This window comes from Spongiactinospora gelatinilytica (assembly GCF_003236385.1).
GTDB lineage: Bacteria > Actinomycetota > Actinomycetes > Streptosporangiales > Streptosporangiaceae > Spongiactinospora > Spongiactinospora gelatinilytica.
Genome location: NZ_POUA01000212.1, coordinates 1 through 13,132, shown reverse-complemented (window position 1 = coordinate 13,132; position 13,132 = coordinate 1). Strand labels below are relative to the sequence as shown.

13 protein-coding genes are annotated in these 13,132 nt (G+C 70.0%); 9 read left to right on the top strand and 4 right to left on the bottom strand.

Features of this window, described 5'->3' with window-relative positions; genetic code table 11:
* From C1I98_RS24090 to C1I98_RS24060, 7 genes are all read left to right on the top strand, one after another.
* Positions 1-449 (top strand): ROK family protein (locus tag C1I98_RS24090; RefSeq protein WP_146607594.1); only part of this gene is annotated, 449 nt, incomplete at its 5' end.
* 161 nt (positions 450-610) lie between these two features.
* Positions 611-2,203 carry an ABC transporter substrate-binding protein gene (locus C1I98_RS24085; RefSeq protein WP_158558161.1) on the top strand — a complete coding sequence of 531 codons (1,593 nt, stop codon included), beginning with the start codon at positions 611-613 and terminating at the stop codon, positions 2,201-2,203.
* A 38-nt stretch (positions 2,204-2,241) separates the two neighbouring features.
* A complete protein-coding gene (locus C1I98_RS24080) occupies positions 2,242-3,183 on the top strand; it encodes an ABC transporter permease (protein ID WP_111169701.1) in 942 nt (313 codons plus the stop codon).
* Positions 3,180-5,135, top strand: coding sequence for a dipeptide/oligopeptide/nickel ABC transporter permease/ATP-binding protein (locus C1I98_RS44245; RefSeq protein ID WP_111169700.1), 1,956 nt, complete (start codon positions 3,180-3,182; stop codon positions 5,133-5,135). The genes C1I98_RS24080 and C1I98_RS44245 overlap by 4 nt, the downstream gene beginning before the upstream one ends.
* Complete coding sequence (locus C1I98_RS24070; protein ID WP_111169699.1) at positions 5,132-5,932, top strand: ATP-binding cassette domain-containing protein; 801 nt, start codon at positions 5,132-5,134, stop codon at positions 5,930-5,932. The genes C1I98_RS44245 and C1I98_RS24070 overlap by 4 nt, the downstream gene beginning before the upstream one ends.
* Entirely contained in the window at positions 5,932-7,491 is a 1,560-nt protein-coding gene (locus C1I98_RS24065) for a carboxylesterase/lipase family protein (protein ID WP_111169698.1), read from the top strand. Before C1I98_RS24070 ends, C1I98_RS24065 begins: the two co-directional genes overlap by 1 nt.
* 122 nt (positions 7,492-7,613) lie before the next feature.
* Positions 7,614-9,068, top strand: a complete 1,455-nt coding sequence (locus C1I98_RS24060) for a CocE/NonD family hydrolase (protein WP_199537164.1) — start codon at positions 7,614-7,616, stop codon at positions 9,066-9,068.
* 23 nt (positions 9,069-9,091) lie between these two features.
* Here C1I98_RS24060 and C1I98_RS45115 read toward each other — a convergent pair whose 3' ends face one another.
* From C1I98_RS45115 to C1I98_RS43105, 3 genes are read right to left on the bottom strand one after another with little or no spacing between them, the layout of a single operon-like run.
* The gene (locus C1I98_RS45115) at positions 9,092-9,715 is read right to left on the bottom strand and encodes a flavin monoamine oxidase family protein (RefSeq protein ID WP_111169696.1); all 624 of its coding nucleotides are present in this window, start codon (positions 9,713-9,715) and stop codon (positions 9,092-9,094) included.
* On the bottom strand, positions 9,679-10,308 hold the full coding sequence (locus tag C1I98_RS45110; protein WP_267898070.1) for an FAD-dependent oxidoreductase: 630 nt from the start codon (positions 10,306-10,308) through the stop codon (positions 9,679-9,681). Before C1I98_RS45110 ends, C1I98_RS45115 begins: the two co-directional genes overlap by 37 nt.
* Positions 10,245-10,688 (bottom strand): FAD-dependent oxidoreductase, encoded by a 444-nt coding sequence (locus C1I98_RS43105; protein WP_233508131.1) that lies wholly within the window; start codon positions 10,686-10,688, stop codon positions 10,245-10,247. Before C1I98_RS43105 ends, C1I98_RS45110 begins: the two co-directional genes overlap by 64 nt.
* Before the next feature lie 535 nt (positions 10,689-11,223).
* Between C1I98_RS43105 and C1I98_RS24040 the strand changes: the two genes are divergently transcribed.
* Complete coding sequence (locus C1I98_RS24040; protein ID WP_111169694.1) at positions 11,224-11,550, top strand: DUF8825 domain-containing protein; 327 nt, start codon at positions 11,224-11,226, stop codon at positions 11,548-11,550.
* 396 nt (positions 11,551-11,946) lie between these two features.
* On the opposite strand, the gene C1I98_RS24035 is transcribed toward C1I98_RS24040, so the two are convergent.
* Entirely contained in the window at positions 11,947-12,306 is a 360-nt protein-coding gene (locus C1I98_RS24035; protein WP_111169693.1) for a hypothetical protein, read from the bottom strand.
* Between the two features lie 285 nt (positions 12,307-12,591).
* On the opposite strand from C1I98_RS24035, the gene C1I98_RS40645 reads away from it, so the two are divergent.
* Complete coding sequence (locus C1I98_RS40645; RefSeq protein ID WP_146607593.1) at positions 12,592-12,987, top strand: hypothetical protein; 396 nt, start codon at positions 12,592-12,594, stop codon at positions 12,985-12,987.
* Positions 12,988-13,132 lie beyond the last annotated feature (145 nt).

Below are 13,132 nucleotides of genomic sequence, written 5' to 3'. Positions count from 1 at the left end.
GGGAGCTCGGGCATTCCTCCACCGACGCGAGCGGCCTGCTCTGCGCCTGCGGGAACCGCGGCTGCCTGGAGACGAAGGTCGGCGGGCAGGCGCTGTTGAGCCACGTGACAGCCCTGCACGGCGACGACCTCACCCTCGGCCGGCTCGCCGAGCTGGCCCGCTCCGGCGATCCGGGATGCGTCCGGATCGTCTCGGACGCGGCGCAGGACATCGTCACCGGGCTGGCGAACGTCGTCGCGGTGCTCACGCCTCAGCGCTTCATCCTGGGCGGCGAGCTGGCGGGCGCGGGAAGCGCACTCCTGGATCCGGTCAGCCGCGGGATGCAGCGGATGGCGAGCCCGCGAAGCTGGCGTGGCAGCGTGGCCCTGGCCGAACTTGGCGGGCAGGCCATAGTGCGCGGCGCGGCGCGGTTCGCCTTCGGAGGCTCCGCCCATGTCTTCAGCCTTTGAAGATTAAATCCGGATTTAACTATTTATTCTTTTAGGCCTTGCGGTGGCAGCTGCCGTCACCTTACGGTGTGCGAACGGTAAATGACCTGCACCGAGATGGCATCAGCCCTGGTCGCGTGTGAGTCGATACCCCTCGATTGACTTCAAAGTATGGAGAGATCGTGGTCGACAGAAAGTCCCACCGATCGGCAGTGCCGCGCCGCGTCCGCCTCTGGCCCGTGGGCGGCGCCCTGCTGGTGGCCGCGCTCGTGGCCGCCTGCGGAGGCGGTGGCTCCGCGGGCAGGATCGCGGCCCAGAATCCCGACACGCTGACCATCGCGGTCGCGGCGCCACCGCAGAGCCTGAACCCCGCACTGGCGGGCAACGGCGACCCTTTGATCATCCCGGTGGAACTGGCGTACGACCCGCTGATCCAGCTCAAGCCCGACGGAAGCCTCACCCCCGGCCTGGCGACCAAATGGGGATATGTCGGTTCCGGCAACAAGGTGTTCGAGCTGACCCTGCGCTCCGGCGTGAGGTTCAGCGACGGATCGAGCCTGACCGCACAGGGCGTGGCGGACTACTTCGCCTACTTCGCCAAAGCCGGCGGCCTCGGCGCGTCCCGCGTTCAGAACTTCGAGAAGGTCGCCGTGACCGGGCCGCTGAGCCTGCGGATAACCCTGAAATCGGCGAACCCCGAACTGGCGTACATGCTGACCCCGGGCTTCGCCATCGGCAACGTGATCAGCCCGAACGGCCTCAAGGACCCGAACCGGCTCGGCACCTCGACCGCCGGAGCCGGTCAGTACGTGCTGGACGCCGGTCAGAGCGTCACCAACCAGACGTACGTGTTCACCCCGAATCCGCATTTCTGGAACCCCGAGGCGATCAACTGGAAGAAGGTCGTCGTCAAGGTCATCCCCGACTCCAACGCCGCCCTCGGCGCGATGCGCGCCGGGCAGGTCGACTACATGATCAGCAACACCAAGAGCGCCGACGCCGCGAAACAGGCGGGATTCGACGTGAGCACCTGGCCGTACCTGTTCGGGCACATCCAGTTGCTCGACCGCGACGGAACACAGGTCAAGGCGCTCGGCGACGTCCGGGTGCGGCAGGCGCTCAACCATGCGATCGACCGTAGGGCGCTGGTGAAGGCGCTCTTCGGGAAGTACGCCTCCCCGAGCGACCAGATCCTGCTGCCCGGAGCGGACGGACACGACCCATCGCTGAACGGCCGTTACGGCTACGATCCCGCCAAGGCGAAGAGCCTGCTCCGGCAGGCGGGCTACCCCAACGGATTCTCGCTGGTCATGGCGGCCTACAACCTGCAGCCGGGAGAGACCGACGCCGCCCAGGCGGTCGCCGGCCACTGGGCGAAGATCGGCGTCAACGCCAAGATCGAGGTCCCGGTCAGCATCAGTGCCTACACCAGCGGGCTCACCGGCAGGAAGTACCAGGCCCAGATGTTCGAGTACGGCGGCCTGCCGATGTACCTCGTGGCCGATCAGTTGCTCAGCACCGGAAGCCTGTTCAACCCGTTCGACAACAGCAGTCCGGAGATCACGAAGCTGATGCGTGAGGGAGCCGCCGCCGACGACGCGTCGCGCCCGGAGATCTACAAGCGACTGCAGAAGGTGCTGGTGGAACAGGCATGGTTCGTTCCCTTCGCGAGCATCGACAAGGTCACCGTCTCGCGCCCCGGACTCCAGGGCGTCACATCCTCGCCGAGGAGCCCTGATCCCAACCCGGTGTACTTCACCGCGGCCAAGGGCTGACCCCTCATGGCGCGTCATCGCTGAAGGAGGAACGCCTGATGACACGCATCCTGGTACGCAGGCTCCTGCTGTCCGTACCGCTGTTGTTCGTGGTGTCGATCGTGGTCTTCGTCCTGCAGTCGCTGATCCCGGGCGATGCCGCGAGCCAGTTGGCAGGTTTGCAGGCCACGCAGGAGGACGTCCAGCGGCTGCGGCGGCAGCTCAATCTCGACGAACCGATCTGGACGCAGTACTGGCACTGGCTCGACGGCGTGTTCCACGGTTCGCTCGGCACCTCACTGACCAACAAGGAGGCCGTGACGACCGCGCTCGGCACGAGGCTTCCCGTGACGCTCTCCCTCGTGCTCGGCGCGACACTCCTCGCCACCGTGCTCGGCGTCGTCCTCGGCGTGATCAGCGGCAAGGCCGGCCCGCTGGCCGAACGCCTGGTCGACCTGCTCAGCATCGCCGGTCTCGCGGTGCCGAGCTTCTGGCTGGGGCTGCTGCTGATCGCGCTGGTGAGCGTCCGGCTCGGGCTGCTCCCGGCGACCGGATACGTCAGGTTCGCGGACTCACCGAGCGGATGGGCGCAGTCGCTGCTGCTCCCCGTCGTCGCGCTCGGCCTGGCCGGAGTGACGGCGATCGCGAAGCAGACGAGGGAGGCGATGCTGGACGTCCTGCGCCGTCCCTACATCGACAACCTGCGGGCCAACGGCGTCCCCGAACGGCGCATCGTGTTCAGGCACGCGCTGCGCGGCGCGGCCATTCCGATCTGCACCATGTCCAGCATCCTGCTGGTCGGCGCGCTCGGCGGATCGATCGTGATCGAGCAGGTCTTCGGGCTCCCCGGGCTGGGCGGCCTGGCGGTCAGCGCGACCGGTTCAAAGGACATTCCAGTCATCCAAGGTGTCGCCGTGTACTTCACGCTGCTGGTCGTCGCCGCCAATCTCCTGACCGACATCGCGTACCTGCTGATCGACCCACGGGTGCGGGCCTCATGACCGCCGCCATCGGGACGGAGCCCGCCGTCGGCGCCCCGTCCGGACGCCCCGGCCTCGCACGCCGCCTGCTTCGCCGCCCACTCGCGGCGGGCGCGCTCCTCTACCTGGTCGCCATCGTCGTCCTCGCGGTCTGCGCGCCGATCCTCGCCCCGCACGGGCCGCAGGAGAGCGACCTCGCCCACGTCCTCGCGACACCGTCGGCCGACCACTGGCTCGGCACGGACTCGCTGGGAAGGGACATCACCTCCCGCCTGATGTACGGGGCGCGTCCGGCGCTGATCGGCGTGCTCGTCACCGTCGTGGTCGCGGCCGCCATCGCGATCCCGATCGGGCTGGCGGCGGCACTGGCCGGCGTCGCGGACCGGATCGTGTCGCCGCTGGTGGACCTGCTCATGTCGATCCCGGCGATCGTGGTCCTGCTGATGGTGCTGGCGACCTTCGACCAGAGCCTCGTCGCCGCCATGGCCGCGCTCGGCGTGCTCACCGCGCCCGGCCTCGTCCGCGTCGTCCGCGCCGCCGCGCTGATGGTGGCCGGGGAGCCGTACGTCGCCGCCGCCCGCGTGTACGGGTTCGGCCGGTTCGCCATCGCGCTGCGTCACGTGCTGCCGCGCATCGTCGGTCCGGTTCTGGTCAATCTGTCGCTGGTCGCCGCCACCGCTCTGCTCACCGAGACCGGGTTGAACTTCCTCGGCCTGGGAGTACACCTGCCGGAGGCGAGCTGGGGCGGCATGGTCGCCGACGCCTCGGCGGTGATGAACCAGCAGAACTGGATGCTGGTCCCCACCGGCGCGGTCATCGCCTGCACGGTGATCGCTCTGGTGCTGTTCGGTGACGGCATCAGGGACGCGACGGCGGAGGGCTGGGCGCGTCCGGTCGCCCCGGCACGGACCAAGCGGTCCCGCGACACCGTGAAGGGCGTGAGGCCCGCGCGGCGTGGGGCGGGCGCCGCACCGGCGGACCGGCCGCCGATCCTGCTGCGCGTCGACGGCCTGACCGTCGCGTTCCCCGGCGCCGACGGGCGGCCGGTGCCGGTGGTCCAGGACGTCTCGTTCGAACTGGGCGCCGGGCAGACGCTGGGCATCGTCGGCGAGTCGGGATGCGGCAAGACGATGACCGGGCGCGCCCTCCTCGGCCTGCTGCCTGAGGGCGCGCGCGTCACCGGTGGCTCGATCCTGGTCAACGGCGCCGATGCCACCGCCATGAGCCGCCGCGAACGCGCCGGCCTGCGCGGCTCGACGATCGCGTTCGTCTCCCAGGAGCCGATGGCGGCCCTGGACCCGCTGTTCACCGTGGGCGCCCACATCGCCGAAGCCGTCCGCACCCACACCGGGGCCGGACGGGCGCAGGCCCGGGAACGGGCCGTCCGGTTGCTCGGCCGGGTTCGCCTGCCCGACCCTGACCGGGTCGCGAAGATGTACCCGCACCAACTGTCCGGCGGAATGGCGCAGCGCGTCGCCATCGCGCTCGCGCTCGCGGGCGGCCCCAAGCTGCTGATCGCCGACGAGCCCACCACCGCGCTCGACGTCACCGTACAGGCGGAGATCCTGCGGTTGCTGGGCACGCTGCGACGGGAGACGGGAATGGCGATCCTGTTGATCAGCCACGACTGGGGGGCGGTCAGCGAACTCTGCGAACGGACCCTGGTCATGTACGCGGGCCAGGTCGTCGAATCAGGACCGACCGCGACGATCATCACGGCGCCGGAGCACCCCTACAGCGAGGGCCTGCTGGCCGCCAACCCCCAACTGGGCACCCCGGGGACGGCGCTCCGCGTCATGCCGGGCGGTGTCCCGTCGCCGGGCGAGTGGCCGCCCGGCTGCCACTTCGCGGCCCGCTGCCCCTACGTGATGGACGAATGCACCGCGCACCCGATCGCCATGGCCGGGACGGCCGAGCACGCCGGTCGCTGCCTGCGGGTGGCGCCCTCACCGAAGATCGAGGCCAGGCCATGACCGGGCCGCTGCTGTCGATCGACGACCTCACCGTGCGTTATCCGCGCCGGCGTGGCGAGCCGGTGACCGCGCTGGACGGAGTCTCGCTCACCGCCGGCCACGGACGCACCGTCGGCCTGGTCGGGGAGTCCGGCTCCGGAAAGTCGACGCTCGGCAAGGCGATCCTCGGCCTGGTACCGGTCAGCGGCGGATCGATCACCTTCGACGGCCGCGACATCACCCGGGCCGGGCGGCGCGAACGCCGGGAGCTGAGCAGCCAGATCCAGGTGGTGTTCCAGGACCCGTACGGCTCACTGAACCCGGTCAAACCGATCGGCCGGACGCTCGCCGAGCCGCTGCGCGTCCAGCGGACCCTCGACGCCCGCGCCATCCGCGCGCGGGTGCTCGAAACGCTGGAGCGCGTCGGCCTCCCGGCCACGACGGTGGACCGCTACCCGGCCGAGTTCTCCGGCGGCCAGCGGCAACGCATAGCGATCGCCCGCGCCCTGGTCATGCGACCGCGGCTGATCGTCTGCGACGAGCCGGTGAGCGCCCTCGACCTCTCCCTGCAAGCGCAGATCCTCAACCTGTTCAACGAGCTCAAGGCCGACCTCGGCGTCGCCTACCTGTTCATCTCGCACGACCTCGGCGTGGTCCGGTACCTCGCCGACGACCTGGTCGTCCTGTACCGCGGTTCGGTCGTCGAATCCGGCGCCACCCAGTCGGTGTACGACCGTCCCCGCGCCGGCTACACCAGGCGGCTCATCGCCGCGATGCCCAGGGCGACCCAGGTCACGCCGCACGAGAAGGGTCCTTAATGCAGCAGCGAGTCATAGTCGACACCACGTCAGGGAAGGTCGGCGGTGTCCGGCATCGCGGGGTCGCGTCGTTTCTCGGCGTCCCGTACGGCGCGCCCACCGGCGGCCCGGCGCGGTTCCGGCCGCCGGAGCCGGCCAAGCCCTGGTCCGGCGTCCGCGACGCGACGGTCTTCGGCCACGCCGCACCGCAGAACGACACGCGGCTGGCGGCGACCGGCTCGTGGGTCGAGGCGATCGACTACCTCTATCCGCGTACCGGCTCGGTGCTCGAAGGCGTTCCGATGGGCGAGGACTGCCTGGTCCTCAACGTCTGGACGCCGGAGGTGACGTCCCCCGGCCGGCGCCCGGTCATGGTGTGGCTGCACGGCGGCGGCTACCAGCACGGCGCCGGCTCCGAGTCGATGTTCCTGGGCGATCGCCTCGCCCGGCTCGGCGACGTCGTCGTGGTCACCGTCAACCACCGGCTGGGAATCTTCGGCTACCTGGCCCTGGAGACGATCCTCGGCGCGGAGTTCGAGGACGCCGGGATCGCCGGGCTGCTCGACCTCGTCCTCGCCCTCGAATGGGTCCGCGACAACATCGGCGGCTTCGGCGGTGACCCGGGCAACGTCACCGTGTTCGGGCAGTCGGGAGGCGGTGACAAGGCGCGCGACCTGATGTCGATGCCCTCGGCATCCGGCCTGTTCCACAAGGTGATCATCCAGAGTTCACCGGGCTCGTCGCCGCGTACGGCCGAAGCCGCCCACGACCTCGCCGCACGGGCCGTACGCCATGCTGGACTGAGCCGGGACCGGGCCAGCGAACTGACCGCGTGGAGTACCGGACGACTCCTCGACCTCCAGGAGGCCGTCTCCGGAGACGTCATGGGCGGCTTCACCCTCGACCAGGACCTGTTCGGCGCCGCTCGGGCTTCCTTCGGGCCCTGCCTCGACGCGTCCGGCCCGCCGTCCGCCCTGGACGCCGCGGCGGGCGGCGGCGTGCCCGTCCTCCTCGGCCACACCAGCCATGACGCCTCGCTCATCCTCTGCAACGCGCCGGAGTACGCGGCGTTCTCCGAACGCCGGCTACGCGCCTGGGCGGCGGACCGGTTCGGCGCGACCGCGGACGACATCGTCACCGCCTACCAGGACCGGGCCGGCTCCGAGCCGGCGTGCCTGCGCCTGGCCCGGATCGTCACGGACATGACCTTCACACCGGCCGCGATCACCCTGGCTTCACGGTTGTCCGCACGCCATCCCGTCTACTGCTACGAGTTCGCCTACCAGACCCCGATCCTCGGCGGGCTGCTCGGAGCGACGCACAGCCTCGATCTGCCGTTCGTGTTCCACAACGCCGAGATGTCACCGTTCGCGGGCGACCGCGGTGACCGTGGCGAGGTCTCCAGGCTGATGGCACAGGCGTGGACGTCCTTCGCGCGCACCGGCGACCCCGGGCACCGCGAGATTCCATCGTGGGACCCCTACACCACGGAGACCAGGGCGACCATGCGCATCGACAGCTCATGGACCGGGTACACCGGCCCGGACCCGCGCGACCTTCCAGCAGGGGTGAGCACATGATCGGCCCGCCCGCCTCGGGGCCGGGCGACAGAGACCACCACTGATCGGAGGTAAGGGTTCACATGTCCACGAAATCCGCACAGTCTTCCCAGATTCCGCAGCCTCTGCTGCTCACCGTCGAGATGAGCGACGGGGGGCGCCTGTCGGTGCTCCGCTACCCGTCGTCGACCGGCGCACCGGCTCCGGCGGTCGTACTGATCACTCCGTATCGCAAGGAATCGGCGACGCACATGGAACTGCTCGCCCGTCCCATCGCCGAAGGCTACGAGGTGCTCGTGGCGGATGTCCGCGGCTTCGGCGGTTCCACCGGGGCCTACAGCGGTGTCCTGTCGCCGCGTGAGATCGACGACGGCGTGGAACTGCTGGAATGGATCGCCGCCGCCGACTTCTGCACCGGCCGGACCGCGCTGGTCGGGGGCTCCTACTCGGGCATCAACCAACTGCTGATCGCGGGGCGCGCCCCCCGGGGCCTCCGCTGCATCGCGCCGTGGGTGGCGCCCGCCGACACGTACCGCGACATGTGGAAGCGAGGCGGTATCCCGTCGCACACGGCGTGGGGCGCCTACTCGTTCCTGAACAGCACGCGACCGGAGGCCCAGGCGGCCATCCTGCGGGCGTTCTATCGGGACATCGTCGGTACAGGGCTTGACGGCGAGCTCTTCCGTGACGGTTCGCCCGATCTGGCGTCGATCCGGACCCCCGCCTTCTTCGGAACCGGCTGGTACGACTACTTCCTGGCCGGCACGGTCCGCGCGTTCCGATCGCTCTCCGGCCCGAAGCGCCTGCAGATCGGCCCGTGGAGCCACGAACCGTTCCTCACCGAGGAGCGCCGGGAGGAGCTGTCGCGGTGGCTCGGCCACTGGCTGCGCGTCACCGGCGACGACCCCTGCGCACCCGAGAGCAACGCCGTCTTGTGGTGCGTTGGAGAGGAGGAGTTCCACACTCACGGCGGATGGCCCGCCACCTCCGACATCGAATGGTGGCGATGGGCACCGGTCGGCGAGCCGGCGGCCGTGCCGATCCTGCCGTCCGCCGCGAGCGTGCCGCCGCCGCCCCCCACCCAAGTGCACCCGATAGTGGACGTCTCGACGAACTCCGGCTGGCGGCTGTGGGGAGAGGCGACCACGTACGACTCGGAGCCATGCCAGGAGCCGGTGCGCCTGCTCGGACCGGTGGCGTTGCATGCGGCGCTGGCCGTCGAGGGCTGCTGCGACTTCGACCTCAACGCGCGGCTGTCGATCGTGAAGGCCGACGGCAGCGTCCGGCAACTGACCGAAGGCCGGCTCCGCGCATCGCACCGCGCGCTCGACGAGGACCGCAGCGAGAAAACGCCCGGCGGCGAGATCGTGCTGCCCTGGCACCCGCACGAGGCGGCCGAACCTGTGCCGGATGACGAACCGGTGCGGCTCGTCGTCGAGATGTACCCGATCTACCTGCAACTGTCGCCCGGAGAACGGCTGCGGCTGGGGCTGACCCTCACCAGAAGCGACGGCAGCGACGTCCCGGCCGACGCGATCCTCCTGCCGGAGACCGTCGTCCTCCTCCCCCGCGTGCTGTCCCAGCCGGAGACGGCCTGAACGTCCCCGCCTTGGCGCGGAACTCAGTCGCGGCCGGTCCGCTGGGCGCTGACGCGTTCCTGGATGCGTTCGAGTACGTGGTGCGTGGCCCGGATGGCGCCTTCCTGCCAGGAGTTGAGGTGGCTCATGTGCTCGCCCGCGAACCAGTACGGCCCGTCAGGCGGCAGGAGCACCGAATAGGCGTCGCGGCGCGTGTCCTCATCCCATGCGGACCACGCGCCACTCTGGAACGGCACGTTCTTCCACGCGACCGATACCGGACGATGGACGAGATCGCGGTAGCCGGGGAACAGGGCCTCACCGTCGGCCAACGCCACGGCGGCGCGTTGCTCCGGCGTCATCGCGGAGAAGATGGGGCCGCGGCCCCCGAGCCAGAAGTAGGCACCGAGCAGGATGCCCTTGCGTCCGTGGATGCCCGCGCTGGGATACCACATCTGGGTGATGTCCCGCGTGGTCCAGGAAATACCGCCGTAGATCCCGTAATCCTGCTCCCACCAGCGCCGCTTGGCCTCGAAGGCGACCTTGACGGCGTGCTGGTAGCTGCGGGCGCCCACGTCCAGGACCGCTTTCACCTGGGGCGAGAAGTCGGTGTCGATGGCGCCGACGACCGTCAGGGGACGGTCACGATCACGTGGTCGGCGTCCCACGTCCGCACCCGCTGGGTGGTACGGTCACGCCAGGTCACCCGGGCGCCGCACCCCAGCCTGCGGAGCCGGGTGACCTGCGCGTTGAGCGTGATGAACCGCCGGGTCCGCCGGTAGAAGGCGTGGGCGATGGCGTCCATGCCGCCGATCGGCTCCATGATCGGCGCCTGCATCTCGTATATCTCGCCGAACAACATGGCCAGCGGCAGCAGCCCGCCCTTGGCGATGTCGACCAGGTCGAGCGGCTCGAGGATCCGGCCCGGCGTGGGACCTCCCGGCGGCTCGGCGTATCCGGCCCTGGACGACCCGCGATACCGGTAGTTCTCATCGAGTTCGCCATAGGCCCGGACGAAGTCGCGTACGAGGGCGAGGTCCTCTTCCGAGAGCCGCCGGTCCAGGCCCGGGCCGACGGCGCGCGCCGCCAGCTCCGCCACCGCCCCTCGCGTATCGTTGATCATCCGGCGGGCACGCTCCGGCCGCCCGCCGAGCGCGTCGGCGTCGTGCAGGAAGGCGTGGCGGTTGTCGTTGACCATCACCTGCAGGGGAACGCCCAGGTCGCGGCAGTAGCCGAGGATCGCCTCGTGGTGGTGGGGCAGCCGCGAGGGGCCCGCGTTGAAGTACAGGTCCGGGTCGCGATCCCACCTGACGCGCTGGGTCGAACCGGTCTCGGTGACGACGTCCCCGCCCCGGTACGTCCTGTTCCGGCCCCCACCCGGTCCTGCGCCTCGAAGACCCGCACCTGGTACTGGGCGGCCGACAGTTCGAGGGCGGCCACCATGCCGGAGATACCGGCACCGATCACGGCGACCTTGACACCGTTGCCGCCGCCCCGCTGCGTGAGCTTCGGCGGACCGGCGTAGGGCGCCGGCACTTGCAGCAGCCCCATGGCCGTCAACGTTCCGTACGCGGCTCCGGCGCCGCCCGCGCGGCCGACCAGGTCCACGAACGTCCGGCGGGTAAAGGGATGGCGGTTCACGAGACCTCCAGAACAGGGAAGAGGCAGGACCACACATGGCTCAGCCGTACTCGGAGGGCTCTCGCACGGTGCATCGCCACGGCGATGACCAGGGCCTCCGTCGTCTCCGCGCAGCTCGAAGCGGCCTCTGAACGCGAGGCCGCGGAAGGGGCGCCCAGGAGGATGAACCCATACGCGGCAGCTCTCGTCAAGGACCATGGGAGGTAGCGGGCGAAGGGAGCGACCGGGCGTCCTGCGGGGCGACGGCGGGCGGCTCATCAGGCACGACCCCGGCACCTGTCCGGCCGGTCCCCCTCGGCCAGGGCGGGCGTTCGTGATAAGCGCAGGCCACACGGGGGGCGACCGTTACCTAATCGTGTCCGAGCGAAGTGAGCCGCGGAGCAAGCCTTGTGTACACCCGCGCGGCCGACGCCGCAGCGCTGATGGGGGCGAGCCGCAGGTCAACGGGGAGTGTGTGGCGGGTGTTGCGTGGCAGCAACTCTTGGCGGAATGTCTAGAATCCGACTGGATATCCCATTCTGCCGAGGAGTACCCCGTGGCCGAATTCGATGCGCCGGACCGCGTCGTCGCGGCGATGGTGGCGTTCCTGGACGCGGGCGCGGAGGTAGCGCGGCTGGCCGCCGCCCATCCACCGCCGACCGAGATCGCGGCGGGCAAGGCGACGCTGACCGAAGACCAGCGCGCGCAGTGGCGGGCGGCCTTCGCCGAGGAACGAAGGCTCGGCGAGGCATTGCGCAACGACCCATGGTGGGCAGAGGTCCCACCAGGGCAACGGTTGGCCGCCGAGGCACACGTACGCGGCCTCGCCAAGACCGCCCGGTCGCAACGCGACGCACAGGCACCGGAACCCCAGGGCCGGTAGGCGAGCTACAAACCGGGGCAGGGAGCACCGAGGCTCCGGGAGTGCGGCCATCGGCGAGCAGCGGGTGCGTCAGTCATGTCCTGGCCGATCGGCCCAGAGCGGCTTCCCGTTCGACGGCCCCGTCAGCGTGCTCAGCGGGCCGGGAGACCTGACGCGTGACCACCGCTCACCCGTGCTCGCGAGCAACCGGAAGGGCCTCATGCCCAGACCGGGGCAGAACGCACACTCGGTCATCGCCGTTGCGGGCGATCCCCGTCCACTGCCCGTCGCCGGGATCGCCTTGATCCGGCCAAGGCGGGCCCGGCCGTCGGGTTGTGGGGGTGATAGGCGCCGCCTCGCATCCTTCGGTTGCCGAGGCGGCGGTCCGTCGTGTGATCATGCGGGCGGAGGACGAACTCAGTCGCCCGCGTCGCTGATGATCAGGTCTCCGGTGTCCGGGTCGGCCGCGACCGTGAATCCGCGACGCCGCAGGATGGTGGTCAGCGCCAGGTGGATCGCCTCGCGGATGCCTGCGTATCGGGTGATGTCGCCATTGGGAAGGTTCGCCGTGCTGATCCAGGACACCAGCACGCCGCGCCCGCTGACACGGTGGATCTGCAGGCCGCCGTCCACGGCGAGGGCGGTGGGGTCGACCACGAACCCCGCCTGGCCCAGGATCACCCGGACCCTTCGTTCCAGCGTGGTCTGGCCGGTCAGGTCGTCCGGCTCATCGTGCCGGGCCGTGGCCCGGTCTGTGGTGTGATCGGCTTCGCGCAAAGGTCACGCCTCCCTCCGTACGGCTTCGGTTCGGTGCCGCGCTCGCGCTGGAGGCATCGGCCCGCTGAAAGCGGTCGGGCGCGCGCCTGCTCTCCCTTTCACCTCCAATCGCCTCCCTTCGCCTTCCACATCCCCGGCAATAAGGGCCGGAAACACCGGTATGGCCTTTCCGCAGGTTACATCCGGTTTCGCGGAATGCTCCGCGGGCTCCGCGCGAACCGGGCACCTGGCAATAGGCGGCAGGGCAATTCAAGGTCATCATGGAGCGGCGGTGACCGCGCATTCTTGATCGGCGCGGCGAAGATCTCCGCCCTGCTTCGGCCCGGATCATCCGGCGAGCCGCGCGCCCGCCGAAGAGTACCGCCGCAGCCGCCGTTGCGAGCCACCGTAGCGGATAAAGTCGCCATTCCCCCACCAAATACAATTTGGCGCTCGGACGATGACGCGGGCGACCCGCAGAATGTCCGGCTGGTCACCAATGGCCCCTACTATATCCAGATTTACCATGCCGATATGAACGCCATCGCGGAGTTCCAGCAGTACAAGGCCAAAACCATCACAAGCGGAGTATATCCCGGAATGGACAAGCTATCGGCGAGCGCCAAACTACTGGACCAGAAACTGGTCCACCGTAACGGCTTGGTGCAATCACCCCAGGGCCGCTCCCCGCTATTGCGCTGAACCGCGAGCCACCGGCCCCCCAGGCTTTCCAGAGCGGCACCACGAGCCCTTTCCATCGACTCCGCACACCCCCGGCCACGGCCGCCATCGAGCACCCGGAGCCCGTCAGGCGACGCCGGCCATGCACCCCCAGCCCCCCCCGAGC